The organism is Bryocella sp., from assembly GCF_058498515.1.
Genome location: NZ_JBMHYI010000021.1, coordinates 160,712 through 187,275, shown reverse-complemented (window position 1 = coordinate 187,275; position 26,564 = coordinate 160,712). Strand labels below are relative to the sequence as shown.

Here is a 26,564-nt window from a genome sequence, read left to right as displayed (position 1 = left end):
CGAGACAAAGGCCCGCCGCGTTGCGGGCCTTTGTCGTCGGCCTTTACCTTAGGCCGCGTACAGGGCCTCCAGCTTGACGAGGGTGTCGGACCAGCCGTTGTCGTAGGCGGGAGCGATGTCGGAGGGGAGTTTTTCGTGGAGGACGGTGATCTCGGTGCCACCTTCGACGTCGCGGAAGGTGACGGTGATGAGCGACTCTTCCTCGGGCCGGAAGGATGTGACCCAGGTGAACTGGAGGCGCTCGAGGGGAACGATCTCGGTGAAGACGCCAGTCCCGGTGACGGAGCGCGGTACGTTCGGGAACGGCGTTGCGTGGGGAGGGGTGTCATCCGTGAGACTGAGGGCGCCACCGACGCGGAGGTCGACCTCGGCGCCGATGCAGATGCGGTCGGCGGGCCCCCACCACTTCCTGAGGATTTCGGGGCAGGTCCAGGCGTCCCAGGCTTGCTGGCGGCTGGTGCGGAGGATACGCGTCAGCTTGACGGACGCGGTGGCCGTGGCCTGTGGCGAGGTGAGGACGGACATCAGGACTCCTTTTCCGGGTGCGATTCCAGTTCCGTTTGGGATTCGAAGTGGGCCTGGAGGCGGTCGAGGTTGTCGCTCCAGAACTGGTTGTAGAAGGCGAGCCAGTCCTGCGCGGCCTCAAGGGGGCGGGGTTGGAGCGAGACCATGCGTGACTTCCCTTCCCGGTCGCGGCGGATGAGGGCGGCGCGCTCGAGGACATCGAGGTGCTTGCTGACGGCGGCCAGGGACATGATCTCGGCGTAGGGCGCGGCCAGCTCGCCTACCGAGAGCCTGCGACCTGCGATGGTGTGCAGCAGTGCGCGGCGGGTCTTGTCGGAGAGGGCCTGGAAGACGAGATCGAGGTCGGGAGTGCTTTGCTCAACCATGCGGTTGAATATAGGGCAGAGATTTGGCGATTGTCAACTGGATGGTTGAATTTAACTTCTCGCTAGCGAAGGCAGAAAGAATTGGGTTCTCGCCTCTGTGGGTTCAAGGGCGACGACAATCCGGGGTATGCGTGCCAACTGGGCCAGCTCCCGTCTAAGCTAGGGAAGGTCAGATCAGGTCCCGCGCATCCCCCAGTGGCTAAGGCCGCATTGCATTCACTTCACTTACGGCGGGACTGAAGTCCCGCCCCGACAAAGCCGGGATTTGAGCAGCGGCTGGCTGTAACGGCAGGGCAAGGGCAACAAGAGCAATGACTGAGTTCACCGTAAAACTCGCTGACGAACGCGGACGCATCCTGGAGCAGGTCCATACGGCAGCGACCGCAGAGGAGCTGCGTTCGCGGTTCACGCAGGCCGGGTACCTGGTCTATGACGTGAAAGCCAAGTCCAACTTTGGCCGCGGGACGAAGAAGAAGGTCAAGCTGGGGCCGTTCCTGATCTTCAACCAGCAGTTTCTGACGTTGATCAAGGCGGGTCTGCCGATTTTGAGCTCGCTGGAGCTACTGGCCAAGCGGCAGAAGGACCTGAGCTTCCAGGCGCAGCTGGAGGACGTGGCTGCGCGGGTGCGCACGGGCGAGAGCATCTCCACGGCGTTTGAAGCGCAGGGTGGCGTGCCGCTGGTGTACACGACGACGCTGCTGGCGGGTGAGCGCTCCGGCAACCTGGAAGAGGTGCTGCAACGGTTCCTCGACTTTCAGCGCGTGGCGCTGACGTTCCGGAAGAAGGTGCGGGCCAGCCTGATCTATCCAAGCTTCCTGATCCTGATGGTGATCGGGCTGTTCATCTTCCTGATCAGCTTCGTGGTGCCACGGTTTGCGCAGCTGTACGACCAGCTGGGGACGCAGCTTCCGCAGATGACCCTGCTGCTGTTGTCGCTGGGGCAGGGGGCGCAGCACTATGGCTTGTACGTGGCTCCGGTGCTGGCGGTGGTCGGCTACCTGGTCTTCCGCTGGACGAAGACGGAGGCGGGCGACCTGTTCGTGGACAAGGTTCGTGTGAGCTTGCCGATCTTCGGGCAGGTGTGGTTGAAGTACCAGGTGGGGCTGTTTTCGCGCACGCTGGCGACGCTGCTGACAGGCGGGCTGCCGCTGGTGCCCTCACTGGAGACGGCGGCGCGATCGATTGAGTCGAAGCAGATTGCGCGGGCGGTGCGGAACTCGGTGGAGGGTGTGCGTGAGGGCAAGGGGCTCTCGGTGAGCCTGGAGAACACGAAGGTCTTCCCGGAGCTGTCGATCGAGATGATCGAGGTGGGCGAGTCGACCGGTGCGCTGCCGCAGATGCTGAACTCGGTCGCGGAGTTCTTCGAGGAAGACGTGCAGACGAGCCTGGCGGCGATCATGAGCATGATCGAGCCGGTGATTTTGATTGTGATGGGACTGGTGGTGGTGACGATTTTGATCGCGCTGTATCTGCCGATCTTCAGCTTGAACGGGTCGGCGTAGGGGCGCGCTGGAGGCCGGCAGCGCAGCCGGGCCGGCGGTGAGCCGCCTACACCCGCGAGAGGTGCGGGTTGCCGAGAGCGTGCTCGCTGCGGACCATCCTGACACGTTCCAAAAGGATGGCGGCGGTGCGGTCCATGCGGTAGCGAGCCTCCGCGGTGCGCAGGGCCTGGGCGCGCATGGCGTCGCGGGCTTCTGGAGACATCGTCATCCAGGCGTGCAGGAGCTTCTCGGTGCCGTCAAGGGTGTCGGGCTGCATGAGTCCGGCGCCATCGGCTTCGATCTCTGGGGCGATGTTTACCTTGTCCGAGAGCAACGCGGGAGCGCCGCAGGCCAGAGCCTCGGCGACGGCGATGCCGAAGTTTTCCTGATGGGAGGGGAGGATGAAGGCGTCCGCATTGTAGAGAGCGCCGTACTTCTCATCTCCCTGCAAGAGACCGGGCCAATGGACGCGGGACGCGATGCCAAGCCTGGCAGCCATGGCCTTCAGTTGCGGCGTCCAGCCGACCTCGTCGGGGCCAGCCATGACCAGGTCGAGTTCGGGATCGAGAGCCGCGGTCCTGGCGAAGGCCTCGATGAGGAGGTCGCAGCCTTTTTTGGGGTGGAGGCGACCGAGGAAGAGCAGGAAGCGGCGGGCGCCCTCATGGCCGCAGGCGCTCCGCTTGAGGCCACGGGCGCTTACCTCTGGGCAGCGGGCGAAGAAGGCGTCGTGCATCTCGGCGGTGGTCTCGGGCGGCTGGCCGCAGCCGTAGGGGACGATCAACTCGCGCCAGCGATGAAGCCGGAAGGTCTGCTTGGCGAGGGCCGCCTCAGCCGCCGAGGTAAACAGGACGTAGTCGGCATCGGCGAGCACGCGGCGCTCCACGAGGAGCCAGTAGAGCCATTTCTTGAGGTGCTTGAGCGGGAAGCGATGCTTGAAGTAGGGGTCCAGCATGCCGTGGGTGAAGACGAAGTAGGGCAGCCGGCCGCGGACCTCGTCGAGCGCGGCGACGCCAGGGTAACCCCAGAGACCGTTGACGATGACGCAATCGAAGCGGTGCAGATTGGCGCGCAGCCAAAGATTGAGCCTGAGCGAGAAGCCATAGCGGCCCAAAGCCGGGCCAAGCGCGTGCACGGGAAAGCTGTAATTGCTCAGGTACGGAGCGTCGGGGGGGTCGAGGCTCACAACTTCGCCGTGGTATCCACCACTTAGGAGGAGACGCACGGATTCCGTAGGGCCACCGGCCGCCGGGTCCATCGTGCCGATCAAGTGAAGGAATCGCAATGTTTTGGGTCGTCCGCCCGGAGGCTGTACGCCTTTCATCGCGTACAGACAAATTTTAGCTCCCCTGAGTTGCTGTGGAACCTCAATTATTTCCGCTACAGTTACTTTCGGGAACCGTCACACACACTATGGCCACCATCCCCGTCGCACAGCCTTACAGTCCCGAAGCCATGACCGAGGTCGAGCGAGCCCAGATGCTCGCCCGGCGATATCACGCCGATTTCGTGGACCTGAAAAACTTCCGGATTCAGCATGAGCTCTTCAAGCGGGTTCCGGTGGACATCATGTTCCGGTACAACTTCGTGCCCCTGGAGCAGCTGGACGGGAAGCTGGCGATCGCGGTGGCGGATCCTTCCAAGCTGATGGTGATCGACGAGATCAGCGGGCTGCTGGGGACGCGCATCGTGACGCGGGTCGCCACGCTTTCGCAGATCACGGACCTGCTGAAGAAGACGGAACAGTCACAGCGGGTGCTGGACGAGGCCTCCGAGGGGCTGGCGTTCGACGTGCTGACCAGCGAGGACAATCCCGACGAGAACATCTCGATCGAGAAGCTGACGGCGGACGATGACATCTCGCCGATCATTCGCCTTGTCGATACCACCATTTTCACGGCGCTGGAGCGGCGGGCGTCGGATATCCATCTCGAGACGTACGATGACTCACTGCAGGTGAAGTACCGCATTGATGGCGTGCTGCAGCAGGCGATGGCGCCCATCGCGCGCGAGCATCACCAGACGATCCTGAGCCGCATCAAGGTGATGAGCGAGCTGGACATTGCGGAGCGGCGCGTGCCGCAGGACGGTCGCTTCCGGGTGCGCTACAAGGGGCGGCTGATCGACTTCCGCGTGTCGATCATGCCGACGGTGCATGGCGAAAACTGCGTTCTCCGCGTGCTCGATAAAGAGTCGATGTCGGAGAAGTTCAAGAACCTCTCGCTGGACGTGGTGGGCTTCGGCGAAGACGATCTGCGGCGCTTCCGGCGGTACATCAAGGAGCCGTACGGGATGGTGCTGGTGACCGGGCCGACGGGTTCGGGTAAGACGACCACGCTGTATGCCGCGCTGAACGAGATCAAGAGCGAGGAAGACAAGATCATCACGATCGAGGACCCGGTCGAGTACCAGATCCGCGGGATTACGCAGATCCCGGTGAACGAGAAGAAGGGTCTGACGTTTGCGCGAGGATTGCGGTCGATCCTGCGGCATGACCCGGACAAGATCCTGGTGGGTGAAATCCGCGATGCGGAGACGGCGCAGATCGCGATCAACTCGGCACTGACGGGACATCTGGTGTTCACCACCGTCCATGCGAACAACGTGGTCGACGTGCTGGGACGCTTCCTGAACATGGGCGTGGAGCCGTACAACTTCGTTTCGGCGCTGAACTGCATCCTGGCGCAGCGGCTGGTACGGCAGGTGTGCGCGTTCTGCGTGCGCGATGTGCACTACACGGACGCGGAGCTGGTGGAGAATGGCCTGATCCCGGCGGACTGGCGGGACATTACCTTCCGCGAGGGGCTGGGGTGCATTGAGTGCGGCGGGACGGGGTATCGCGGGCGATCGGCGATTCACGAGCTGCTGGAGCTGGATGATGAGATCCGCGAGATGCTGCTGGAGAAGAAGCCAGGGTCGGAGATCCGCAAGAAGGCCAAGCAGAAGGGGATGAATTTTCTGCGGGACTCGGCGCTGGAGCGCGTGCGGGCGGGGATTACGACGCTGCGGGAGATCAACAAGGTTACGTTTATTGAGACGGGACGGTAGAGATCAGCCTGCGAGTTTAGCGCTGGCCAGCCGATTGAGGCTGATGCCCTGCTCCGCGGACTCGACGGCGAGCGCACGGTGCACATGCGGCGGGATGCGGACACGGAACTCTCCGCTGTAGTGGCGGTCGGCCAGCGCCACCGGCACAGGCTCATCGTTGGCTTCCATGTCCTTCGCGGCCTCTGCTACGACGTTCTGGATCCCGGCGAGGGCTTTCTGCGAGGTCGAGGCCAGCCATGAGAGCGATGGGAACTCAGCGCAGAGGCCGATGTATTCCTTGTCCTCAGGCGACCAGGTGACGCGGTAGGTGTAGTGGTCTTTGTTCATTTCCCTTCCCTCTGGAGTTTCTCGATAGCGGCGAGCACCTGCCGCACCTGGTAGGCCTTCGCCTTGCCGCGATCATTCTGGATGTTGACGCGCGGGTCACCTGCCCATGGCATCTTGAAGATCATGTGGCTGCTACCGGATTGGCGGGGAGGTCCGAACAACGCCTCGCAAACCTTTCTCAGTTCCTGGAACCTCACGGTGGAGGGCTCCGCAAGCATGCGCTCGATGATCTTCTCAACGGAAGCCACAACCAATGGTATCAATAGTGACACCACTCCTCAAGAGTGAATCTTCATCGTTCTGCGCTCCCTTTCAATAACGGAAGAGGGTTCGGGAGCGTCCAAAGGACAAGAGCTCCGAAACAGCCGCGCTGCACGGTACTCTCTAGGTAGAGTCTTTTCTTGAGCATGAATCTTTTGCCCAAAGCATCCGGGACGCGGCCGCGGCTGGCGTGTGAGATTGGTCCGCGAGGCGTCGTTGCCGCCCGGTCGCCTGAAGCTGCAGCGCTTGTCGCTGCGGTTGCGAAGGTGGATCTGGCTGAGGGCGCTGTCTTGCCGAGCTTGAAGCCGGGCAATATTGTTGACCGCGTGGCTGTGACAGCGGCGTTGCGGCGGGCGCTGGAAAGCGTGAGCGGCAAGCCCCACGCGCGCGGCGCGGACCTGACCCTGATCATTCCCGATGGCGCGGTGCGGGTGCTGCTGCTGGACTTCGATGCCTTGCCGAACAAGATTACCGAGGCGCTGCCGCTGGTGCGGTTCCGGCTGAAGAAGCTGGTGCCGTTTGACGCGGACGAGGCGATGATCACCTACCAGGTGATGAGCTCGGGCAAGGCGGGCGTGCGGGTGCTGGCGGTGGCGATTCCGCGCGATGTGCTGAGCGAGTACGAGACGGTGGCGCGCGAGGCGGGGTTCGAGCCGGGAGCTGTGCTGCCCTCGACGCTGGCGGCGCTGGCCGGAGCGGATACGACGTCGCCGGTGCTGCTGGTGAATGCGAACACGCTGGGCGTGACGACGGCGATTGTGCGTGAGGGGATCCTGCTGCTGCATCTGGGTGTGGACCTGGCGCCTTCGGACCTGCCGGATATTCCGGCGGTGATGGCCGATGAGGATGGGCCGGTTGAGGATGTTCAGCCGGTGTTGCGCACGAACTCTCCGGCGGACTCTGCGTACAACGGACCGATGGTGCTGGCGGACTTGAGTGCGGAGCCGCACAACGCGATCCTGATTGCGCCGACCTCGATGGGGACGCTGACGGAGGATGCGAGCGGGCGTGCCGTGACGGAGATCGTGCACGCGGCGCTGCAGCAGAGCGCAACGGTTGTGGTCCCGATGCCGGGAAAGATGACTTCGCAGGAGATGGCGGAGGAGATTGCGCAGGCCGTGAGCAAGGGCGCGGCATACTTTGAAGACACCCTGGCGGTGGCTCCGGAGACGATCTGGAGCGCGGGGCCGCTGGGCGCTGACCGGCTGCGCCATATTCTGAACGAGCAGGGCATCGCCGAGGCCGAGGGACTTAAGGTGCGTGAGGTGGTGGCGACCGACGCGCTGGCCGCGGATGCCGCTACCGGCGGAGTGATGCGGGGATGGATGGCAGGCGTGGTGGGGGCGCTGAAGGGCTAATGCGGATTACGGTCAATCTCGCCACGCGGCCGTTTGTGGAGCTGCGGCCCTACCTGATGCGGCTGCGCATTGTGATGGGGGCGCTGGTGGTCGCGGGCGTCGGCATCGCGGTGGCCTCGCACATGATGCAGCAGAAGCTGGATGTGCAGAAGGCACAGATGGCTCAGCTGCAGGCGCGCACGCTGGTCTTCGAGAATGAGAAGGCCTCCAACGAGCGGCGCATGCACCAGCCGGACAATGCGGCAGTGCTGGAGCGCGCGCACTTCCTCAACGCGCTGTTTCTGCGCAAGAGCTTCAGCTGGACGGCGGTGATGATGGACCTGGAGCGAGTGCTTCCTTCGGGTGTGCAGGTCACTTCGATTGAGCCGCAGGTGAACCCGGACGGCAGCGTGGTGATCCGGCTGCGCGTGGCGGGAGATCGCGGCAGGGCTGTGGAGTTGGTGCGCAACCTCGAACGCTCGGAGCGGTTTCTTCGTCCGCGGTTGAACAGCGAGACGCAGCAGAGCAAGCAGGGCACACCGCAGCAGATGGCTGCCGCAGGTCCGGCGGGCGTGGAGTTCGAGATCCTGGCCGACTACAACCCATTGCCTGAGGGGCAGCCGTTCCCCAAGGCGAAGGCTGTGAGTGTTGCTGCGCCGGCTGAGCCTACAGCTCCTGCGGGTCCACGATCGCGTGGGCCCGGCGTGACGTTGCCGCCGTATGGCGCGCCGGGATCGCCGTATAACCGGCCTCGCCCAATGCCCCAGGGAGGTGCGCGATGAGCACTGCCGTCATCGTTCCACCGCCGAATAGTTCGTCGCTGACGCGGCCCGTGCCGAAGCTGACGGAGCGTGCCAAGAGCCTGCTGACGGAGCTGAACCTGCACTTTGCGGGGGTAGCCGCGCTGGGCGTGCTGGTGCTTTACCTGCTTGTGCATTTGATCTTTGTATGGCGCGGCTTGAACGCGAACGACGAGAACGCGCTGGCGGCACAGCGTATGCATCTGCATGCGGCGGAGATTGCCGCGAAGCCTTTGCGGGGACTTGATGCCAAGCTGGAGAGCTCGACGCGGCAGGCTGATGATTTTTATGCCAAGCGGCTGCCGTATGCGACGTCGCAGGTGGCGGCCGAGCTGGGACACCTGACGGGCAGCGGCGTTCGGCTGGTGCGCGCGCAGTATGCGTATGATCCGGTGCTGGTGGGGCCGCATGCGCTGACGCAGGTGCGCATCGATGCTTCGGTCGCGGGAGACTATCGGCCGATCGTGGAGTTCATCAATGCCCTTGAGCGGGACAAGAGCTTTTTCGTGATCAACGGCATCAACCTGACGGGCCAGCAGACCGGGCTGGTGAACCTGCGCATTCGCATGACTACGTACCTGCGCTCGCCAGCGGTGGGCGAGGCCGAGGCCTCGGACAAGAAGGCCAGCGGCGGCAACAGCGCAAGTTCCGGAGGCACACAGTGAACGCCGGAACGCAGAACCGCAACAAGACGATTGCCGCGGGCGTGCTGATCACCCTCGCGTCGATCCTGCTCGTGCGCTTCATCTACACGGAGTTCATCGAGTCCGACGCGCCACGGCCTGCAGCTGCGACGGCACCTGCCGCAACCTCGACTAACACGGCGACGACGCGCGAGCTGTTGAACAATGGGGGCGATGCTCAGGCAGGAGCTGCGTCCTCGACCGGAAGCCGCGGCCTGGGCGCGGTGCCGGGCGTGGCCGCGAAGCGGGTGGCGAGCACGTCGTCGAGCCTGGATCCGACGCTGGACCAGAGCGCGATGCTGCGCACGGAGAGCCTGGTGTACACGGGCTCGGGTCGCAACATCTTCTCGCTGATTTACACGCCGCCGGTAGCTATTCCAACCAACGTGCCCAAGGTGCGGGGGAAGGCTGCTGCGCCGGTGGTCTACACGCCACCTCCGCCGCCAGTTCCCTGCCCGCCGAATTGCCCACCGATGCCGCTGAAGTTCTTCGGCACGGCGACGCGGGGTGGGGTGCGGCAGGCGTTCCTGCTTTCGGGCGAAGATGTGTACCTGGCCTCGCAGGGGGACATCGTGGCGCGGCGGTACAAGGTGCTGACTATCAACGCCAACAGCGTGCAGATGGAAGACCTGACGAACCACTTTCAGCAGACGCTGCCGATGTCGACGCAGTAATTCGCTTGCGAGCGATTCCTACCGATGAAGCTCCCGATCCAATCCGCGAAGCAACGCAGCCACCGCCACAACGGTGAGTCCGGCTACATGCTGATGGCCGTCGTGGTGATGGCGGCGCTGGTGCTGATTGCTCTGGCGGTAGCGGCGCCAGTCATTGCCAAGGATCTGCTGCGGCAGAAGGAAGTGGAGAGCGAGCATCGCGCGGAGCAGTATGTCCGGGCGCTGCAGCTGTATCAACGGGCGTGCAAGTGCCGCAGCTATCCGGGTTCGATGGAGGCGCTGGAGAAGTCGACGACGGTGCGGTTTCTGCGTCAGCATTACGTGGATCCGCTGACGGGCAAGAGCGACTGGCGGCTGATCCATACTCCGCAGACGACAGTGAAGGGATTCTTCGGGCAGGAGCTGCAGGGGCTGAGCACGGGGCTGGGGTCGGCTGCGGGGATGGTATCGAATACGGGCACGACGCCGGGAAGCGCCACCACGACTGTCAGCTCCGGCACCGCCCTGACGAGCGGTTTGACGGGCGCGACGGTGGGTGCCCCCACCAGCGGAAGCTCCGCTGCGACAGGTAGCACAGGAAGTACAGGCGGGGGCATGTTTGGCGATAGCTCGGGCGGCGTGATCTATGGCGTGGGTCCGGCGAAGAGCGGCAACTCCATCCTGACGCCGAACAAGCAGACGACCTACGAGAAGTGGGAGTTCTGGTACGACCCGCGGATTGAGCTGCTGAAGACGAATGTGAACATCCTGGGCGGCGGCGGCCCGGCGGGGACGGTTCCTAGCTCCAGCGGAAGCTCCACGGGCATGTCCTCGACGGATGCGAGCAGCTTCGGACAGGGACTGAATGGGCAGTCGAATGCACCAGCCGGAGGAACGGGAGCGACGGGGACCTCGGGGAACGGGTTCGGGGCGAGTGGAGCTACTGGATCTACTGGAGCCACGGGGACGACGGGCGCCTCTGGGAGCACCGGCGCGACCGGAGCTACAGGGACGACGCCTCCGTAGATGGCCCTTTCCTCCATGTCGAAAACCCTGCTAGGCTGACCCCACGCAACAGGTAGTTTCAGGAGACTGACTTTGGCTCGAGTGACTGGCATCGGCGGTGTATTTCTTCGCTCCAAGGACCCGAAGGCGATGGCTGCCTGGTACGCGGAGCACCTGCACGTTGAGGTGACCGCGTACGGTGGGGTGACGTTCGAGTGGAAGGACGAGGTTCCCGCGGGCACTGGCTCGACCACCTGGTCGGCGTTCGCTGCCGACACGCCCTACTTTGGCCCTGGGGGCGAGAACGGGCCACAGCAGGTGATGATCGACTACCGCGTCGATGACCTGGATGGGCTGCTTGCGGAGCTGGAGGCCAAGGGTGTGTGGATCGACCCGAAGCGCGAGGAAGCGTCCTACGGCAAGTTTGCGTGGATCAAGGACTGCGACGGAAATCGCGTGGAGCTTTGGCAGCCGCTGGCGGACTAAGCCGATACTAGCGAACTGATCGGCAGCCTACGGTAGCATCTTCCCATTAGCGGCACAGCACAACTTCTCCCTGCAGCCACGCCTTCGCGGCGATGGGCTCCCTATTGGCTGATGGGGCTCTCGAACGCGACGTTCGGGTTCATGGGTGGGTTCCTGGTGCTGCCGCTGCCGCAGTTGCTGGCGGCGGAGCATGTGAGCATGACGCGGATCGCGGCGATCAGCTCGGTGTGCTTTTCGTGGGGGCTGTGGGTCTTCCTGCTGGGGCCGGTGCTGGATCTGCGGTTCTCGCGGCGATGGTATGCGACGCTGTTTGCGCTGATCTCCGGAATCGGGCTTGCGGCCGCCATTGTCCTCCGCGCCCATCTGGTGGCGTTTGAGGCGGCGATCATGGTGGCCTACGCTGCGGCGACGTTGAGCTCCAACGCGTTGGGAGGCTGGCTGGCGACGCTGGTGCCCGAAGAGGACCAAGGTGGCCGCATCGAGGCTCGGTTGGGCGCGTGGACCCAGGTGGCCACGCTGTGCGGCAACGGCATCATGACCCTTGCCGCGGGCGAGAGCCTGCGACTGCTGAGCCCCGGCTGGGCCGGACTCGCGCTGGGTGGGCTGGTGGCTTCGCCGGCGTTGATCTTCCTGTGGATGCCGGTGCCGCAGCGCGAGGTGGAACAAGCTCGGCGGCTGGCGGCTCACTTTGGGGAGTTCTGGCAGCAGCTACGTTCGCTGGTGAAGCAGCGCGAGGTGCTGCTGACGCTGGCACTGTTCCTGGCTCCGACGGGGTCGTTCTCGCTGACCAACACGCTGGGCGGTGTGGCGGCGGATTTTCATGCGAGCGATGCCTTCGTGAGCCGGGTGGGTGGGCTGATGCTGACGATTGCGGGAGCTACGGGCTGCCTGCTGGTGCCGGTGCTGGCAAGGCGGCTGCGGCCGCTGGCACTGTACCTCGGCATCGGTGCAGCGGGATGCGTGTTCACGCTCTCGCTGCTACTGATGACGCACTTCGGAAAGCTTTCGCCTACGGCCTTTGCCGTCGCATTCCTGGGCGAGAATATCTTCCAGGCGATGAGCTTTACGGCTGCCGTAGCGATCTGTTTGAAGGCGATTGGGCGCGACAACCCGCTGGCAGCGACGGAGTTTGGCCTGCTGACGGCGGCGACGGTGCTGCCGATCAGCTACATGGGCGTGCTGGATGGCCGCAGCTATGCGAAGCTGCATGGACTCAGCGGGATGCTGTCTGTGGATGGCGGGGTGAGCCTGCTGGCTTGTGTGGTGATGTTTGTGGTGATGCGGGGGATGGGGTACGAAGGGCGACCTAGCGCATCTGTGCAGCGCTAGATCGGGCCTTTGGCCCTCAAGAAAAAGCAAAGGATCTCTGACTCAGGACTCAGGACGCTGACGCTGAACGCTAGGAAAAATTCCTGCCGCTGCTGGCGAGATACAAGGGTTGCTCGCTCCGCTCGGAATGACGGTCGTAGGGCCGAACGACGGTTATTGCCTCAGGAAGTTTTCGATGAGGCGTTTGCCGTGGTCGGTGAGGACGCTTTCGGGGTGGAACTGGACGCCTTCGATGGGGAGCGTGCGGTGGCGGAGCCCCATGATGATGGGTTCCTCTTCCCTGCCTGAGGCGTCTACGGTCGTCTCGGTCCAGGCGGAGACCTCAAGCTCTTCCGGCAGCGATCCCTCGGCCACAATGAGCGAGTGGTAGCGGGTGCAGGTCATGGGCTGGGGAAGGCCGTGGAAAACCGAGCGGTTGTCGTGGATGACCGGGCTGGTCTTTCCGTGCATTAGTTTCGGCGCGCGGATGACATCGCCACCGAAGGCTGCGCCGATGGCCTGGTGGCCGAGGCAAACGCCCAGCAGAGGAATCTGGTCCTCGGCAGGCAGCGTGGCAAGGTGTTCGATCAGCGGGATGAGGATGCCGGCGTCCTTTGGGGTGCAGGGGCCGGGCGAGAGAAGGATGCGGTCGGGGCGCATGGCGACGATCTGCTCCGGGGTGACCTCGTCGTTGCGCTTGACGATGATTTCGCGGCAGATCTGAGCCAGATTGCCGCGATTCGCATTCCCGAAACCGGAGAGAGCACTTCCCTTGCGTTTATTTTCTGCCGCATCCGGGGACACTTCTGTCCCAAACTCGCCGATGTACTGAACGAGGTTGTAGGTGAAGGAATCGTAGTTGTCGAGAACGAAGACCATACTGCTCTAGGATATCCCCGCACCGCCGGTATGTCCCGCTTTGAAACAAGACTGCATAGATCTTGAACGGCGACACACAAAACATCCGCCACCCGTGGCACGGGGTACCACTTCCGTGTTGTGGTGGTTAAGGTCGAAACAATTGATAACAATGGAAGGCCCATTAGCACTTTCCACCCTCTGAGCAACACCATCCTTGGCTTTCGAGCAGATTGTTCCGATGTCCGCACTGGAAGTTGTTCTCATTCTCGGAGCCGTACTTCTCGCAGGTGGCAGCGCGGGCCTGCTGGCGGTGCGCATCAGCAACCCTCTGCTGCGCGGCATGGGTTGGGTGGGAGCCGCATTCGCCTCGGGCAGCGGCGCATGTTCTGCGCTTCTGCTGGCCAGCTATCTCCCCGTGAAGTTCGATGCCGCAGCGTGCAGCTTGCTCAGCCTGAGTACGCTGGTGCTGCTGCAGATTGCCGTGCTGGAGATGATCGACAGCAAGGTGCGGATCCCCAAGCTTGGGGTGACGCTGATGTGCGTGCTGGTCCTTGTGATGGGCCTCTCGCTGATGTGGTGGCACAGCACGGATCTCATCGCTTCGACCCTGCGGCTGCTCGAGGTCATCCAGGCCTGCCAGACGGCGACTCTTCTCTACGGCCAGGCGAGCCGCGAGACCCGCTTGCCGGCACGCTATGTCGCGGTGACGCTCTATCTGTTCGCAACGCTCGTGGCTCTGCGCAGCATGTCGATCGTGGTCGGCATGTTTGGCCAAAGCTCATTCGGCCGGGCCGCCATTTTAGCCACGATTCTTGCCCACGTCGGCATGGTTCTGGCTGTCGGCTTCGGGTTGTTCTGGATGGCAACCACCATCCTGACTTCCGGCCTGGAACAGATGGCCTCGACCGATCCGCTAACGCGCATCTATAACCGCCGCGTCTTCCTGATGTGGTGTGAGCGCGAGTTGGAACGCAGCCGCCGCAACGAGAGCCCGTTCTCCATCCTGATGGTCGACCTTGACCGCTTCAAGCACATCAACGATCGCTATGGGCACCAGACCGGCGATGAAGCGTTGTGCGCGGCGGTAGAGAAGATGCAGGACTCGGTTCGAGGCATCGATGTGCTTGGGCGCTGGGGTGGTGAAGAGTTCGCGGTGCTGTTGCCGCATGCTTCGGCTGAGGCTGCTTTGCTGGTCGCCGAGCGCGTTCGCGCGAGCATTGCACGCATCCTGCTGCCGGCGCGAGAGACGCGTAAAGAAGAAGCTTTCGAGGCCGTCCGCGTCACGGCGAGTATCGGCGTGGCCACCTATACAGGCGCCGTGGATAACGTTCAGTCCATGGTGGAGCGCGCGGACGCTTGCCTGTACCAGGCCAAGGCTCAGGGACGCAATCGCGTGATCACGCTGTTCCAGAAGCCGCATGAACTGCGTGCGGCAACGCCGCTACCAACGCCGCTGCCGGTCAAGAGCGACCCTCGGGATGTCAGGGTCTTCCCTCGGCATATCGCACGCTAAGCGGGCATAGAAACATTGAGGGGTGATCTCGTTGAGATCACCCCTCTTGCATTTCTTGTGCTGTCGCTGGGCAGCTAATCGTTGTAGTGCAGCAGCGAGAAGACGTCGTATTCGGGGAAGCGGTTGCGGCCCTTGAGGAAGTCGAGCTCGATCGCGACGGCGATGCCTGCGACGTCGCCGCCCATCTGCTTTACGAGGTCGATGGTGGCCTGCATGGTGCCGCCGGTGGCGAGCAGATCGTCGACGATGATGACGCGCTGTCCGGGAACGATGGCGTCCTTGTGGATCTGCAGGGAGTCGGAGCCGTACTCGAGGTCGTACTTGACCGTGATGGTCTCGGCGGGCAGCTTGCCCGGCTTGCGCACTGGCACGAAGCCGGCGTTGAGGCGGTAGGCGAGCGCGGGGCCGAAGATGAAGCCGCGCGCCTCGATGCCAAGCACCAGGTCGATGTGCTTGCCGATGTAGTACTGCGCGAATGCGTCGATGAGCTCGGCGAAGCCGGTCTTGTCCTTGAGCACGGTGGTGATGTCGTAGAAGAGAATCCCGGGCTTTGGAAAGTCAGGAACGGAACGGATGAGGCTCTTGAGCGGCTCGCAGTTGATGACCTTCGGCTCGTTGGACATGAGGGTTGTACGTACTCCTTGGCGTTGATTCAGCGCAACCCTTCTATTGTAGAGCCGCTACGTGAAGAGCGCCTCCGTGTAGATCCGCTCCGCGTCGGACTGCGTGAGTTCGCGAGGATTGTTCTTGAGCAAGCGCTGCACGGTGAGAGCGGCTCGCGCCATCTGCGGAATCTTGCCTGGCTCGATGCCATAGGCGGAGAGATCCGTGGAGAGGCCGCAGGCTCGCGACAGTTCCTCAAGCTTGCGTGCGCCTTCGTAGGCCGTCTCAAGGTCGGTCCGCTGGTGCTCCGCTCCCAGCGCTATCGCGACCTCCGCATGGCGCGCGGGAGTGGCTTCCGCATTGAAGCGGAAGACTGCTGGCAGCAGCACGGCGTTGGAGAGACCATGCGGCACGTGGTATTGACCGCCCAGTGGATAGGCCAACGCATGCACCGCAGCAGTATTCACAGGACCGAGGCAGAATCCGCCGCAGAGACTTGCCAGCGCCATGCCTTCACGCGCGGCCAGATCAGCTCCATTTGCGACGGCGGCAGCGAGATGCTTCGCGCAAAGCTCGATGCCGTGCAGAGCATAGACATCGACGAACGGATGCGCGAACTTGTTTGTATAGGCTTCGAGGCAATGCGTGAGTGCATCGAGGCCGGTGAATGCGGTGACATGCGGCGGCACGTTGCGGGACAACTCAGGATCGATGAAGGAGGCGTCCGGCACGAGGAACTCGCTGACGACGCCCTTCTTCAGCGCTGCCTCTTCATCGAGCAGGATCGCATTGGGTGAGACTTCGCTGCCTGTGCCTGCGGTGGTTGGCATGCAGACGAGGTGACAGGATCGGCCCTTCAACAGGCCGATGCCGAAGGTCTCTTCCACATGTTGCGAGCTACCTGAGAACGCCGCGACGAGCTTTGCTAGATCGAGCGCGCTGCCGCCGCCAAGACCCAACACGCAGTCGGCGCGTGCATCGCGCGCCTTTGCCAGAGCCTCATGGAATGCGGTGATGGTGGGCTCCTTGGTCACGGAGCTGTCGATGGTCGCGGCCTTCGCTGCGTCGCGCAGGCGAGCCGCGATGTTTTCCGCATGGCCCGCGAGCGAGGGCGACGTGATGATGTGGACGCGCAGCTGTTTGATCTCTGCGAGGTACTTGCACGCGTCGTCGAGTGAGCCGGAACCAAAGACGATCTTGTGCGGATGCAGCAGCGTGAGGGTTCTCATCACCGGGCTCCGCCTGCGCTTTCGGCCACGGCTTTTCTCGCCGCATCGAGCGCGAGCTTTGCTCCCGTGCGCAAGGCGCTGATGTCGTTGATGGCGAACAGCACGTCGATGCCCTGCTTGGTCCAGAAGGGAAAGTCCGCGGGAGCGCATGCGGTGACGATCTTCTTGCCATGCTTCTTCGCGGACTCCACGATGCGGGCGCACGCTGCCTGTACCTCAGGATGCGCGGTCTGTCCTGCGAGGCCAAGCGATGCTGCGAGGTCGGCGGGACCGATGAAGATGTCGACGTTGGGCACCGCGGCAATCTCGTCGATGCGCGCGAGCGCTTCCTTGGTCTCGATCTGCACCAGCAGGCTCAGTTCTTCATTCAGCTGCTTCTGTGCTTCGGCGAGGCTATCGACGAGACCGTAGCGCAGGGAACGCGAGATGCCGAAGGCTCCGCGGCCACCTTCGGTGGGGTAGCGGGCGAAGTACACGAGCTCCTGTGCGGTCTCGGGCGTATCGACCATGGGCACGTCGATCATGTCGGGACCACACTCGCAGGCTTTGAGGATGTTCTCTCGCCGCGTGTCGGCGATGCGGATCATCGTCAGCACATCATGCCCGGCGGCCATGCGGCAGAGGTCTGCTGCTTCCGCAAAGGTGATGTGCCCGTGCTCCATCTCGATCCAGATGACCTTGAAACCCATGTGGATGGCCATCTCAAGAAAGATGGGGTCGTAGAAATAGCAGGCTGCTCCGATGAGTGGAGTGCCCTCGGCCTTGGCGAGCGCACGATGCAGACGATTGGTCATACTTGTCTCCTGAATATCATGGCTGCGCGATCGCCGCAGCGGCATCTCTTGCGGGCTGGCCTGCACGCCAGCCCGATAAGGTAAGATCTGTGCGGCGCGGCGTTCCCGGAGCGAGATAGCTGACGGCGACACCCACGATGAGCAACAACACGTGGCCGATCGCGCCGACGAGATAGTCATGCCAGGCATAGTTGAAGCGGCCAAGGTTGAGGATCTTGTCGCCCTCAGTGAAGACAGCCCACAGCGTGAGCGCGAGGCTGGCAAGAATGCCCGCGATTGCGCCAGTCTTCGTCGCACGAGGGATGAGGAACGCCAGCAGGAACAGGCCTGCGAGCCCTCCGGCGACGATGGCCGTCACGGTGTAGTAGAGCGCGAGGGCACTGCCATGCGTATGCGCCAGCAGCTCCGCGACGCCGGCTGCCGCGAAGCCACTTACGACGACGAGCACGCGGCCGACACGCAGGCGCTGTGCGTCGGTGCTGCGTGGTTTGGCCAGAGCGTAGAAGTCCTCAACACCGATGACAGCGAGACAGTTCATGTCGGAGGCGAGCATGGCCATCGCAGAGCCCATCAATGCGGCGATGAACAGACCGGCAAGTCCTGGTGGGATGTGGGTGAGGAGGAAGTGCGGAAAGATCTGGTCGGGCTTCAGTCCCTTGGGCAGCGCCTCGCCGGTGAGCCGATAGAAGCTCCACAGCAATGAGCCGATGAGCATGAAGGCGGCCCATACGGGAAGACATAGCGCTGCGCCGAGAGTGATGCCGCGCAGTGCGCTGCGGTCCGTACGCGCGAGGAGATAGCGCTGCACCACTGTCTGGTCGGCGGTGTACTTCTGCACATAGAAGAAGAAGCCATAGACGATGAGCACGATGATGGTCGGCTTGTCGAAGCGAAGGGCCGTACTGCCGAGACTCATCTTGTGCGCATGCCATGCCATCCCGAGTGCAGCGCTGGGGCCTTGCTTCGGCAGGAACAGGAGGAAGCCCAGTGATACGAGGATGCCAAGCCACAGCACGAAGCCCTGCAGCACGTCGCTCCACACGACGGCTTCCACGCCCCCGAGCAGCGTATAGAGCACCGTGATCGCGGCGGTGAGGAAGATGATGCGATCGACGGGCCAGCCGGTCATGCTGCCCAGCGTGAGGGAGAGCAGATAGAAGACGAAGCCCATCTTCGAGAAGTGCCCGACGGCGAAGGTGGCCGAGGCATAGAGGCGAACGCCTGAGCCGAAGCGCTGCCCGAAGTACTCATACGCGCTCATGCGCACGACGCTGCGGAAGAACGGCACGATGACCGCGCCCACGATGGCCAGCGTGGCGACGAACATGAAGCCCGGGACGAGCAGAGACCAGTCGCCCGCGTAGGCCGCGCCGGGGTAGGCGATGAAGGTGACGCTGGTGATGATCGTCGCGAGCAGCGAGAGGCCCATCGCCCAGCCCGGCACGGAGCGACCGCCGATGAAGTACTCCTCGGTGGTGCGCTGCCGCCGCGCAAAGCGCGCGCCGATGCCGACGAGCGCGATGAGATAGGCGGCGATGACGAGGAGATCGAGAGCTCGCATGATGTGCGGTTACGCGCCGACCGTTTGCTTCGCGGATTTTGCGATGCGGTGTGCGGCCATCGTGAGGGCCATGCGCATTGCGGCCTGCATGTTGGCTGCACCAGCTATGTTTTTGCCGGCGATGTCGAAGGCGGTGCCATGGTCGACCGAGGTACGGATGATGGGGATGCCGAGCGAGGTATTCACGGTGGCCTCGAAGTCGAGGAGCTTCATCGGGATGTGGCCCTGGTCGTGGTACATGGCGACGACGAGATCGTGCGAGCCGCCTGCGGCGCGGAAGAAGATGGTGTCAGGCGCGACGGGACCTTCGCAGAGGATGCCCTTCGCTCGGCAGGCCTCGACTGCAGGCGCGATGAACTCGGCGTCTTCACTGCCGAAGAGGCCATGCTCGCCCGCGTGGGGATTGAGTCCGCAGACTGCGATGCGAGGCTCGGCGTGACCAAGCAGCTTCATCGCTTCGTTGCCCAGCTCGATGGTGTGGATGATGCGATCCGTATCGAGGTTGCAGGCGTTGCGCAGGCTGGTATGCGTGGACACATGCACCACGCTGAGCTTGCGGCCAGCGAGCAGCATGCGCGAATCGGTCGCGCCGCAGAGCTCTGCGATGTATTCCGTGTGGCCGGTGAAGTGCATTCCGCTGAGCGTTACGGCTTCCTTGTTCAGCGGAGCGGTCACCATGGCATCGGCCTCGCCGTTGAGGCACATCAGCGTAGCGTCGTGTACGTAAGCCGCAGCAGCTTTGCCGTACTCGGCCCGCAGCGCGCCGAACTCGATCTCGGCGTCGGGATCAAGCTGACGACAGTCGACGAAGGTCACGTTGGGACTGAGGTCCGCGAGATGCACTCCCGTGACGCGCTGACCGGCGCGCAAGGTTGCGGCATCGCCGAGCAGCAACCACTGCGCGGCTTGCTGCAGCTCCACGTCCTGCAGCGCCTTGAGCGTTACCTCAACACCCACGCCTGCGGGATCTCCCAACGTTACCGCGATTCGCGGCATGGCTCCCTCTATGCTCACAACGAACTCCTCCCTGCCTCTGCATGTGCTGGGCGGAAGCTCTCCGCGATGTCGCACAGCACGGTTGTTTCACCAAAGCCGCCGGACTTGAGCAGCACAGGCACTCCATGGAACCTTCCACCGATTGCGACGCAGCGCGGCAGGCCTACAGCAAATTCGTCCACCACCTGAAGTGACGTGATGCCAAGCGCCGCGAGGACGAGCGATGCTGTATCGCCGCCCGTAACGAAGAGGCAGCCGATCTCTTGCGGCTCGAACCCCAAGATCGCATCGAGCACACAGTCGCGCGCTGAAGCACCGCGGGGCACCGCTATGATCCGCACATGAGCATGCTGCGAACGCTGCAATGCGATTGCGTCCACCTGGGCACGGGTGACGGCGTGGGTGCTGCCTATGAACATCAGAACGGTCCTTGCTGTATCCAGAGGAGCGCGGTCTTCCGGATCCTTGATAGAGACGGTGGGGCCGAGACTCTTTGCGAGCGCATGCGCTAAGCCTGCGGAGCCGATCCAGAGCGGGTCGGCGAGGACATCGTTTGCAGCTTCCACGAGCGTGTCGAGATGCTGCTGCGACTGGGCATCGCATAGCAGGAGTGTGCCGGTAGAAGCGGCATGATCCTCCAACGTGGACCGCAGCTCGTGCGTGCTGCTGCTTGCTGCGAGCTGGCGGACCTCAAGGCCCTGCTCGCGGAGCACGGCGAATAGCGGCAGCGTACGCGCGCCGGCTACGTCGCAAACTTTCAGCACGCCGTCATGCACGATGCGACCTGCCTGCGGGAAGGCTGGCGCAAGCAGCGCGAGGCGGTTGGGTCGAAGACGGCGCATCGCCGCGATCTCGGCTACGGTGTTGCCACGGAAGACGGAGTCGATCTTATTGAAGAGCACCCCTGCCGGAGGCAGGTTGAACAAGTGGCGTGCCAGTGCGTGCTCGACGGATGTTGCATCCGCATCGCGCGATTCGGTGCTGCAGGACCATACGTCGCAGGCGGATGATGGAGATGCATTTTTCGCGACGCCTACCTCCGTGCGGAGGCCATGCATCGCGAACGGCGCGGCGGCATCGCAGGCGCCCGTGAGGTCATCGGCAAGGATCGCGAGCCGCAGACTGGGCGCGTGATTCGTGTTGGGGCGATCTTCAACGTTGTTCAGCAATCGTTTTCTCGATCGTCACTGGGATTGCAGCGGGCGACGTTCCGGAGTTCCGGGCGTTTCATTCGGTCGCCCACCTGTGAAACTCCAACTGCACTCCTGAAATCTATTCGCTCGTGTGGTCCTCGCGCAACCACGGGGATTTCACTTCACGGGGCGGTATTGTCCAACGGTCGAGCCTGCACGTACCCAGCTCTCCGGGAAGCTTACGTCCTTGATGGTCTGCCTGCGGAAGGTGAAGCTGACGTGGATGCGGCCGTCGCGGGTTTGAAAGACGCTGGGGTAGGAGTACTCCTCGCGACCGGGGATGTGTGGTTTGTTTTCGATTGAGCCATAACCGGGGCGACCTGTCTCGATGTCTCTCACCGCGGCCCAGGTCGCGCCGCCGTCGGTGGAGATGGCGATCGAGAGTGGCTTACGAGCTTGTGTCGCGGGTTCGCCGAAGGTCTTGCTTGTGTTGTCGAAGACCAGCGCGAGATGTCCATCGTGTAATCGAATCATCTGCGTCGAGGCGTTGTTGTTCGGCAGAGCAATCTTTACCGGCTCGGTCCAGGTGCAGCCGTCGGTTGATTCGCTGCGATACATCGACAGTGAGCGGCGGTCGCGAAAGAGGGAGAGCAGCTTGTGGGGTGCGAGCTGCACGACTGTGGGCTGCACCAGGGACTCACTGTGCGGGACGTTGCACTCGGTCCACGTCGCACCATGATCGCGGCTGATGTCCATGACGGAGAAGTTGGTGTCCGCGCCGGAGCCGATGCCCTCGCTGGTCATCACGGTGAGCGGCAGTAGCCATGCGCCATCCGGCAGAACGACGATGGGATGGCGTATGAATGCGCCGGCGCGCTCAAGCATCTGCTTCGGCTGCGACCAGGTGTGGCCGCCATCGTGCGAGGTCACCTCGAGCACGCGTGCCTGGTTCTCGCCGCCGTCCGACGGTTGCGTGGTGTGGTACAGATGCAGCACGCCATCGGGGGCCTCAAAGAGCATGGGGTTCTGGTAGGACTGGCCGTCGTGATGATCGATGACGAGAGGTTTGGTCCACTGCTTCGAGCCGCGATCGAGTCGCGAAAGAACGATGGCGACGCCGCTTTCGCCTTCCCAGGTGCCGGAGAACCAGACGCAGAGGAGGTCGCCGTTACGCAGCTGGAGCAGGTTCGAGGCATGGGAGCTGGGAAAGGCGATGGGCAAAAAGGCGTAACGAAGCTGAGGGTCGGACTTGTCGACGCGGACGATGCCATCGGCCTGCGCGACAATGCTGGGGTCGACGAGCGGCTTCATGGGCGGCGCAGTCTGCGCGAGCGCCATGGACGCGAGATGCGCCGCGACGAACACGAGTCCGAGCTTGCTTAAGCGGCTTGAGGGGATTCGACGAGTGGTCATCGGTGCATGATGCGAGGACAAGTCCGATCCCTTCCATGGTTGCTGAGATGGAGCAATTCGCTGGAGACGATTTTATCTATGACGGCGCACCTTCAATCCGCATGGTGGATTCTTGTGCCCGCCGTGCTGTCGACTTCTCCGCCGCTTGCTCCTGCCTGTCGCTCGTGGCTAGGGCTCTCGTGGTGCGGTGAGCAGCGCCTTAATGCGAGAGACCAGCGAACCGCTACCATGGCGCAGGTCGAGCAGAGCTCGAAGTTCTCGATACGTCCGCGTGGAGGCTGGGAACCAGTGGCGCTCGTGGGTTCCGGTTCCAGAGACATCCATCACGGTCTTGATGCGCGAGAAGGCCTGTAGTCCGGCGACACCGTGATAACGCCCGTAGCCGCTGGCGCGATTACCTCCGAAGACAGCCTGCGGATTGCCGACCTGCCGGATCGCATCGTTGAGGCTTACGCTGCCGGTGTTGAGGCTGCCTGCGATGCGCGCGGCCTGGGCGTGATCGCCGGTGAAGACAGAGGCTGAGAGCGCGAAGGACGAGGCGTTCGCTTGTGCGATGGCATCGGATTCGTCGTCGAACGGCTCGAGCCAGACGATTGGGCCGAAGGTTTCTTCGGTGCGAATGCGAGCTTCGGGAGGAACGTTGGAGAAGATGAGCGGGCCGATGTTCTCCGAGGCGCGATCGAAGGATGTATGCAGCGTTGCGCCTCGCGAGATGGCATCGTCCGCCCACGCGGCGAGGGATTGTCGCAGGGGAGGCAGGCGTATTGGGCCGATGTCGCTGGTCAGGGTGGAACCGACGCGAAGCTGCTTTGCGCGTTCGACGAAGCGTGGGAGGAATGTATTGAAGAGGGGCCGCTGCACGAGGATGCGCTTGGCTCCGACACAGACCTGGCCGGCGTTCGAGAAGGCCGCGTAGCAGACGCCTTCGATCGCGCGAGCGAGCGGGGCCGAGGCGAAGACGAGGCAGGCATCCTTGCCACCGAGTTCGAGGACGCAGGGGATGAGCTTTTCCGCGGCGCGTTGTGCGACCGCGCGGCCATTGTGGCTGGAGCCGGTAAAGAAGACGATATCCGGGCCAGCGTCGAGCAGCGCTGCGCCTTCACTACCGTCGCCGGAGCTTACCGTCAGCAGTCCTTCGGGCAGGTCGGCATCGCGTACGAGCGCTGCGATCATGGCAGCGGTGTTCGGTGTGAACTCGGAACACTTGAGCATGACGGCGTTGCCGGCAAAGAGCGCGGTGGTCGCGGGGATGAAAGCCAACTGCAGTGGATAGTTCCACGGCGCGATCACCAGTGCGACGCCGTGCGGCTCCCAGCTTTCGGTGAAGCGGCAACCCGCATAGAGGATCGGCGGCGCTCCCACGCGGCGTGGGGCGAGGACCTTCGCGGCATGCTTCTCGCACCAGTGCAGATGCTCGAGGGTGACCATCAGGTCGCCGGAGAGTGCATCGAGCGGAGGCTTGCCGACCTCTGCGGAGATCGTTGCGATGAAGTCGTCCATGCGCGCTGCCAGCAGGCGGCGCATGGGGCGCAGGCGCTGTACGCGTTCCTGCACGGTAAGCGCGGCCCAGCGTCGTTGTGCGGTGCGAGCGGCTTCGAGGCGCATGGACATGATGGCGAGAGAGACCGAACCTGTTGCAGAACAGGTTCGAGGATATACGCGCGGGCAGTCGCCGACAGCATGTTCCACGGACTGATCAGTCGAGGTGGAAGACCTCTTCGAGCGGATGCATGTTGTCGTCCGCGTTGCCGGTGTTCAGGAAGAAGGGCGCCATCTCCGCCTGCCAACGCTGGTTGACGTCCTCGGCCTGCATCGCCTGCAGGCAGGCCTGAAAGTCGTCGCAGGTGAGATAGCCGACGAGGAGGCCATCGGGCGCAAGGAACAGCGAGTAATTGCGCCAGCCGGCGCGGGTGAGGGCCTCGCGCATCTCCTGCCAGACGTGGCGATGCCGCTCCCGGTATTCCTCCATCCTCTCGGGACGGACCCTTAGCAGGAAGCAGACACGCTGCAACGACAATCTCCTTGGCGAGAACGACATGTCCCGCCGGGCGCGGGAAATTGGCCGCCAGCTGGAACCCATCGACGATAGGATTCGCGCTCCTTGGATGTCAATAGGAAAATAATTTACCCTTCGGCTGCCGAGTGTCTCTCGGTTCGCGGATAATGGCTGAGCTTCGAAAACTTTGGTTGATTGCAACGCTCATGAGCCTTCGATTTTCTTCTCGTGCCCTGCCGGTCGCCGCTCTCGCGCTGGCGTCGCTGGTTCCCTTCGGCTCCGCCGCTCAACAAGCTATGGATGCGCACCGTTTCGCCATCGCGGGAGATCGCTTCGAGCTTGATGGTAAGCCGTTCGAGGTGCTGGCGGGAGAGATCCACTATGCGCGGGTGCCGCGCGCGTATTGGCGTCAGCGTATTCAGATGGCGCGGGCGATGGGGCTGAACACTATCGCGACATACGTCTTCTGGAACGTGCATGAGCCAAAGCCGGGCGTGTACGACTTCAGTGGCAACAATGATCTCGTGGCATTCCTGAAGACCGCGCAGGAAGAGCACATGCACGTGTTGCTGCGTGCGGGGCCTTATTCGTGTGCGGAATGGGAGTTCGGCGGCTTCCCTGCCTGGCTGCTGGCCGACCCGAAGATGAAGACGGCGCTGCGCACCAACGATCCTGCCTTCATGGTTCCGGTGGAGCGATGGATGAAGCGCCTTGTGCAGGAGGTGGGGCCGCTGCAGGTGGGTTTGGGCGGACCGATTCTGGCGGTGCAGATTGAGAACGAGTACGGCAACTTCTCGAACGACCACAGCTACATGGCGCACATGCGCGACGTCTTCGTCGACGCGGGTTTCACGCATGCCCTGCTGTATACGGTCGACCCGTCGAAGGCGCTGGCGAACGGCGAGATCGATGGTATCTACTCCGGTGTGAACTTTGGCACGGGGCGCGCGGGAGCGGCGCTGGACATCCTGGCGAAGCAGCGGCCGGGGCAGCCGCTGTTCGCGACGGAATACTGGCCGGGATGGTTCGACCTGTGGGGATACCCCCACGAGACGCGGCCTACCGCGCCACAGGTAGAAGACCTGGAGACGATTCTCAGCCGTGTGGCCTCGCTGAATATCTACATGGTGCATGGCGGAACGAGCTTCGGCATGATGGCCGGGGCGAGTGAGTCTACCGGGGCCTATCGCGGCAACGTGACGAGCTACGACTATGACGCTCCTATCGATGAGGCTGGCCACGCGACGAAGAAGTTCTTCGCTTACCGTGACACGATCCTGAAGTACACGCATGAGAGGCCACTGCCGGTGCCCGATGCAGCGCCCGTCATCGCGGTCGCGCCATTCACGCTGCATCCCACGGCTTCGCTGTGGGACAAGCTGCCTACGCCGATCACCAGCGATGTGCCTAAGACAATGGAGCAGGTGGGGCAGGCTTATGGCTACATCCTCTATCGCACCAAGCTGCAGCAAGCCGCCAGCGCCGCGACCCTCACGCTCAATCACCTCGAGGACTTCGCCGTTATCTATCTCGATGGCAAGCAGGTGGGAACGCTGGATCGCCACTACCACCAGGATCATCTTGCCATCGCTGCGACAGCGGGAGCGCAGCTCGACATCCTCGTGGAGAACCTGGGACGGTTGAACTCGACGAAGAAGATGCGCGACGAGACCAAGGGTATTCACGATGCTTCGCTGGATGGCGCGCCGCTGCGCGGCTGGGAGATTTACTCGCTGCCCATGGATCCTGCGCCAAGCTCGGTTGCGATGAAGCATGCAACTCCGGTGGGTCCGCACTTCGCTGCCGGAAGCTTCACGCTTAGCGATGCGGGGGACATGTTCCTCGACGTGCGTCAGCTGGGCAAAGGGGTGATCTGGATCAATGGCCATCCGCTGGGACGCTTCTGGAACATTGGCCCGCAGGGGACGTTGTATGTGCCCGCGCCGTGGCTAAAGAAGGGGCGCAACGAGGTCACGATCTTCGAGCTGCTGAAGAACGATGCTGCTCCGAAGCTCGCGGGACTTACACAGCCAATCCTCGACGCACCGACGCCAGGCTACGCTGCGGATCCCGAGCACCATCGCAAGCCCAGCTCGAGCGATGAATTTGCTCCGGGCCCGGCTGAACAAGCTACTCCCAAGCCCGCGGCTTCGCAGCCGCACTCTGCTGGAAATTCTGGAGGCAAGTAG

At 63.3% G+C, this 26,564-nt stretch carries 26 protein-coding genes; 11 read left to right on the top strand and 15 right to left on the bottom strand.

Going from position 1 to position 26,564, the window contains the following annotated elements:
* Positions 1-48: 48 nt before the first annotated feature.
* Entirely contained in the window at positions 49-525 is a 477-nt protein-coding gene (locus tag AC5E6W_RS06720) for an SRPBCC family protein (RefSeq protein WP_491751495.1), read from the bottom strand.
* Positions 525-890, bottom strand: coding sequence for an ArsR/SmtB family transcription factor (locus AC5E6W_RS06715; protein ID WP_491751494.1), 366 nt, complete (start codon positions 888-890; stop codon positions 525-527). Before AC5E6W_RS06715 ends, AC5E6W_RS06720 begins: the two co-directional genes overlap by 1 nt.
* A 311-nt stretch (positions 891-1,201) precedes the next feature.
* Here AC5E6W_RS06715 and AC5E6W_RS06710 point away from each other — a divergent pair, with 311 nt between their 5' ends.
* Positions 1,202-2,392, top strand: a complete 1,191-nt coding sequence (locus tag AC5E6W_RS06710; protein ID WP_491751493.1) for a type II secretion system F family protein — start codon at positions 1,202-1,204, stop codon at positions 2,390-2,392.
* 46 nt (positions 2,393-2,438) lie between these two features.
* On the opposite strand, the gene AC5E6W_RS06705 is transcribed toward AC5E6W_RS06710, so the two are convergent.
* The gene (locus AC5E6W_RS06705) at positions 2,439-3,626 is read right to left on the bottom strand and encodes a glycosyltransferase (RefSeq protein ID WP_491751492.1); all 1,188 of its coding nucleotides are present in this window, start codon (positions 3,624-3,626) and stop codon (positions 2,439-2,441) included.
* Positions 3,627-3,781: 155 nt separating this feature from the next.
* Between AC5E6W_RS06705 and AC5E6W_RS06700 the strand changes: the two genes are divergently transcribed.
* Positions 3,782-5,416: a GspE/PulE family protein gene (locus AC5E6W_RS06700; protein WP_491751491.1), complete on the top strand. Its 1,635-nt coding sequence runs from the start codon at positions 3,782-3,784 to the stop codon at positions 5,414-5,416.
* Positions 5,417-5,419: 3 nt separating this feature from the next.
* Here AC5E6W_RS06700 and AC5E6W_RS06695 read toward each other — a convergent pair whose 3' ends face one another.
* Entirely contained in the window at positions 5,420-5,743 is a 324-nt protein-coding gene (locus AC5E6W_RS06695; protein WP_491751490.1) for a type II toxin-antitoxin system HicB family antitoxin, read from the bottom strand.
* The gene (locus tag AC5E6W_RS06690) at positions 5,740-5,868 is read right to left on the bottom strand and encodes a hypothetical protein (RefSeq protein WP_491751489.1); all 129 of its coding nucleotides are present in this window, start codon (positions 5,866-5,868) and stop codon (positions 5,740-5,742) included. The genes AC5E6W_RS06695 and AC5E6W_RS06690 overlap by 4 nt, the downstream gene beginning before the upstream one ends.
* A gap of 282 nt (positions 5,869-6,150) precedes the next feature.
* On the opposite strand from AC5E6W_RS06690, the gene AC5E6W_RS06685 reads away from it, so the two are divergent.
* The 7 genes from AC5E6W_RS06685 (at position 6,151) to AC5E6W_RS06655 (ending at position 12,297) form a co-directional block, all read left to right on the top strand.
* Positions 6,151-7,362: a hypothetical protein gene (locus tag AC5E6W_RS06685; protein WP_491751527.1), complete on the top strand. Its 1,212-nt coding sequence runs from the start codon at positions 6,151-6,153 to the stop codon at positions 7,360-7,362.
* Complete coding sequence (locus tag AC5E6W_RS06680) at positions 7,362-8,123, top strand: PilN domain-containing protein (RefSeq protein ID WP_491751488.1); 762 nt, start codon at positions 7,362-7,364, stop codon at positions 8,121-8,123. Before AC5E6W_RS06685 ends, AC5E6W_RS06680 begins: the two co-directional genes overlap by 1 nt.
* Complete coding sequence (locus AC5E6W_RS06675; protein ID WP_491751487.1) at positions 8,120-8,806, top strand: hypothetical protein; 687 nt, start codon at positions 8,120-8,122, stop codon at positions 8,804-8,806. The genes AC5E6W_RS06680 and AC5E6W_RS06675 overlap by 4 nt, the downstream gene beginning before the upstream one ends.
* On the top strand, positions 8,803-9,498 hold the full coding sequence (locus AC5E6W_RS06670; RefSeq protein WP_491751486.1) for a hypothetical protein: 696 nt from the start codon (positions 8,803-8,805) through the stop codon (positions 9,496-9,498). The genes AC5E6W_RS06675 and AC5E6W_RS06670 overlap by 4 nt, the downstream gene beginning before the upstream one ends.
* Before the next feature lie 24 nt (positions 9,499-9,522).
* On the top strand, positions 9,523-10,503 hold the full coding sequence (locus AC5E6W_RS06665) for a type II secretion system protein (RefSeq protein ID WP_491751485.1): 981 nt from the start codon (positions 9,523-9,525) through the stop codon (positions 10,501-10,503).
* Between the two features lie 81 nt (positions 10,504-10,584).
* Entirely contained in the window at positions 10,585-10,968 is a 384-nt protein-coding gene (locus AC5E6W_RS06660; RefSeq protein ID WP_491751526.1) for a VOC family protein, read from the top strand.
* Positions 10,969-11,079: 111 nt separating this feature from the next.
* Complete coding sequence (locus AC5E6W_RS06655; protein WP_491751484.1) at positions 11,080-12,297, top strand: MFS transporter; 1,218 nt, start codon at positions 11,080-11,082, stop codon at positions 12,295-12,297.
* A 153-nt stretch (positions 12,298-12,450) separates the two neighbouring features.
* On the opposite strand, the gene AC5E6W_RS06650 is transcribed toward AC5E6W_RS06655, so the two are convergent.
* Positions 12,451-13,155: an anthranilate synthase component II gene (locus AC5E6W_RS06650; protein ID WP_491751483.1), complete on the bottom strand. Its 705-nt coding sequence runs from the start codon at positions 13,153-13,155 to the stop codon at positions 12,451-12,453.
* Between the two features lie 220 nt (positions 13,156-13,375).
* Here AC5E6W_RS06650 and AC5E6W_RS06645 point away from each other — a divergent pair, with 220 nt between their 5' ends.
* Positions 13,376-14,650: a GGDEF domain-containing protein gene (locus AC5E6W_RS06645; protein ID WP_491751482.1), complete on the top strand. Its 1,275-nt coding sequence runs from the start codon at positions 13,376-13,378 to the stop codon at positions 14,648-14,650.
* Positions 14,651-14,724: 74 nt separating this feature from the next.
* Here the strand turns inward: AC5E6W_RS06645 and AC5E6W_RS06640 are convergent, their stop codons facing one another.
* The 9 genes from AC5E6W_RS06640 to AC5E6W_RS06600 all read right to left on the bottom strand — a co-directional run bounded on the left by AC5E6W_RS06640 (position 14,725) and on the right by AC5E6W_RS06600 (position 24,390).
* Positions 14,725-15,273, bottom strand: coding sequence for an adenine phosphoribosyltransferase (locus AC5E6W_RS06640; protein ID WP_491751481.1), 549 nt, complete (start codon positions 15,271-15,273; stop codon positions 14,725-14,727).
* Positions 15,274-15,330: 57 nt separating this feature from the next.
* Positions 15,331-16,482 (bottom strand): iron-containing alcohol dehydrogenase, encoded by a 1,152-nt coding sequence (locus AC5E6W_RS06635; protein WP_491751480.1) that lies wholly within the window; start codon positions 16,480-16,482, stop codon positions 15,331-15,333.
* Positions 16,482-17,276 carry an HpcH/HpaI aldolase family protein gene (locus AC5E6W_RS06630; protein ID WP_491751479.1) on the bottom strand — a complete coding sequence of 265 codons (795 nt, stop codon included), beginning with the start codon at positions 17,274-17,276 and terminating at the stop codon, positions 16,482-16,484. The genes AC5E6W_RS06635 and AC5E6W_RS06630 overlap by 1 nt, the downstream gene beginning before the upstream one ends.
* A gap of 16 nt (positions 17,277-17,292) precedes the next feature.
* Complete coding sequence (locus AC5E6W_RS06625; protein WP_491751478.1) at positions 17,293-18,837, bottom strand: sodium:solute symporter family protein; 1,545 nt, start codon at positions 18,835-18,837, stop codon at positions 17,293-17,295.
* Positions 18,838-18,846: 9 nt separating this feature from the next.
* Complete coding sequence (pdxA, locus tag AC5E6W_RS06620) at positions 18,847-19,833, bottom strand: 4-hydroxythreonine-4-phosphate dehydrogenase PdxA (protein ID WP_491751477.1); 987 nt, start codon at positions 19,831-19,833, stop codon at positions 18,847-18,849.
* 14 nt (positions 19,834-19,847) lie between these two features.
* Positions 19,848-21,002, bottom strand: coding sequence for a four-carbon acid sugar kinase family protein (locus AC5E6W_RS06615; RefSeq protein ID WP_491751476.1), 1,155 nt, complete (start codon positions 21,000-21,002; stop codon positions 19,848-19,850).
* A gap of 141 nt (positions 21,003-21,143) precedes the next feature.
* The gene (locus tag AC5E6W_RS06610) at positions 21,144-22,379 is read right to left on the bottom strand and encodes a sialidase family protein (protein ID WP_491751475.1); all 1,236 of its coding nucleotides are present in this window, start codon (positions 22,377-22,379) and stop codon (positions 21,144-21,146) included.
* Positions 22,380-22,547: 168 nt separating this feature from the next.
* Positions 22,548-23,984 carry an aldehyde dehydrogenase family protein gene (locus AC5E6W_RS06605; protein WP_491751474.1) on the bottom strand — a complete coding sequence of 479 codons (1,437 nt, stop codon included), beginning with the start codon at positions 23,982-23,984 and terminating at the stop codon, positions 22,548-22,550.
* A 91-nt stretch (positions 23,985-24,075) separates the two neighbouring features.
* Complete coding sequence (locus tag AC5E6W_RS06600; protein ID WP_491751473.1) at positions 24,076-24,390, bottom strand: L-rhamnose mutarotase; 315 nt, start codon at positions 24,388-24,390, stop codon at positions 24,076-24,078.
* A 191-nt stretch (positions 24,391-24,581) separates the two neighbouring features.
* Here AC5E6W_RS06600 and AC5E6W_RS06595 point away from each other — a divergent pair, with 191 nt between their 5' ends.
* Positions 24,582-26,564, top strand: a complete 1,983-nt coding sequence (locus AC5E6W_RS06595; protein WP_491751472.1) for a glycoside hydrolase family 35 protein — start codon at positions 24,582-24,584, stop codon at positions 26,562-26,564.

Bases quoted from the DNA above. Each gene is read 5' to 3' on its own strand.
- AC5E6W_RS06720 (WP_491751495.1), bottom strand. From the start codon at position 525: ATGTCCGTCCTCACCTCGCCACAGGCCACGGCCACCGCGTCCGTCAAG.
- AC5E6W_RS06715 (WP_491751494.1), bottom strand. From the start codon at position 890: ATGGTTGAGCAAAGCACTCCCGACCTCGATCTCGTCTTCCAGGCCCTC.
- AC5E6W_RS06710 (WP_491751493.1), top strand. From the start codon at position 1,202: ATGACTGAGTTCACCGTAAAACTCGCTGACGAACGCGGACGCATCCTG.
- AC5E6W_RS06705 (WP_491751492.1), bottom strand. From the start codon at position 3,626: ATGGACCCGGCGGCCGGTGGCCCTACGGAATCCGTGCGTCTCCTCCTA.
- AC5E6W_RS06700 (WP_491751491.1), top strand. From the start codon at position 3,782: ATGGCCACCATCCCCGTCGCACAGCCTTACAGTCCCGAAGCCATGACC.
- AC5E6W_RS06695 (WP_491751490.1), bottom strand. From the start codon at position 5,743: ATGAACAAAGACCACTACACCTACCGCGTCACCTGGTCGCCTGAGGAC.
- AC5E6W_RS06690 (WP_491751489.1), bottom strand. From the start codon at position 5,868: ATGATCTTCAAGATGCCATGGGCAGGTGACCCGCGCGTCAACATCCAG.
- AC5E6W_RS06685 (WP_491751527.1), top strand. From the start codon at position 6,151: ATGAATCTTTTGCCCAAAGCATCCGGGACGCGGCCGCGGCTGGCGTGT.
- AC5E6W_RS06680 (WP_491751488.1), top strand. From the start codon at position 7,362: ATGCGGATTACGGTCAATCTCGCCACGCGGCCGTTTGTGGAGCTGCGG.
- AC5E6W_RS06675 (WP_491751487.1), top strand. From the start codon at position 8,120: ATGAGCACTGCCGTCATCGTTCCACCGCCGAATAGTTCGTCGCTGACG.
- AC5E6W_RS06665 (WP_491751485.1), top strand. From the start codon at position 9,523: ATGAAGCTCCCGATCCAATCCGCGAAGCAACGCAGCCACCGCCACAAC.
- AC5E6W_RS06655 (WP_491751484.1), top strand. From the start codon at position 11,080: ATGGGGCTCTCGAACGCGACGTTCGGGTTCATGGGTGGGTTCCTGGTG.
- AC5E6W_RS06650 (WP_491751483.1), bottom strand. From the start codon at position 13,155: ATGGTCTTCGTTCTCGACAACTACGATTCCTTCACCTACAACCTCGTT.
- AC5E6W_RS06645 (WP_491751482.1), top strand. From the start codon at position 13,376: ATGTCCGCACTGGAAGTTGTTCTCATTCTCGGAGCCGTACTTCTCGCA.
- AC5E6W_RS06640 (WP_491751481.1), bottom strand. From the start codon at position 15,273: ATGTCCAACGAGCCGAAGGTCATCAACTGCGAGCCGCTCAAGAGCCTC.
- AC5E6W_RS06635 (WP_491751480.1), bottom strand. From the start codon at position 16,482: ATGAGAACCCTCACGCTGCTGCATCCGCACAAGATCGTCTTTGGTTCC.
- AC5E6W_RS06630 (WP_491751479.1), bottom strand. From the start codon at position 17,276: ATGACCAATCGTCTGCATCGTGCGCTCGCCAAGGCCGAGGGCACTCCA.
- AC5E6W_RS06625 (WP_491751478.1), bottom strand. From the start codon at position 18,837: ATGCGAGCTCTCGATCTCCTCGTCATCGCCGCCTATCTCATCGCGCTC.
- pdxA (WP_491751477.1), bottom strand. From the start codon at position 19,833: ATGCCGCGAATCGCGGTAACGTTGGGAGATCCCGCAGGCGTGGGTGTT.
- AC5E6W_RS06610 (WP_491751475.1), bottom strand. From the start codon at position 22,379: ATGACCACTCGTCGAATCCCCTCAAGCCGCTTAAGCAAGCTCGGACTC.
- AC5E6W_RS06605 (WP_491751474.1), bottom strand. From the start codon at position 23,984: ATGCGCCTCGAAGCCGCTCGCACCGCACAACGACGCTGGGCCGCGCTT.
- AC5E6W_RS06595 (WP_491751472.1), top strand. From the start codon at position 24,582: ATGAGCCTTCGATTTTCTTCTCGTGCCCTGCCGGTCGCCGCTCTCGCG.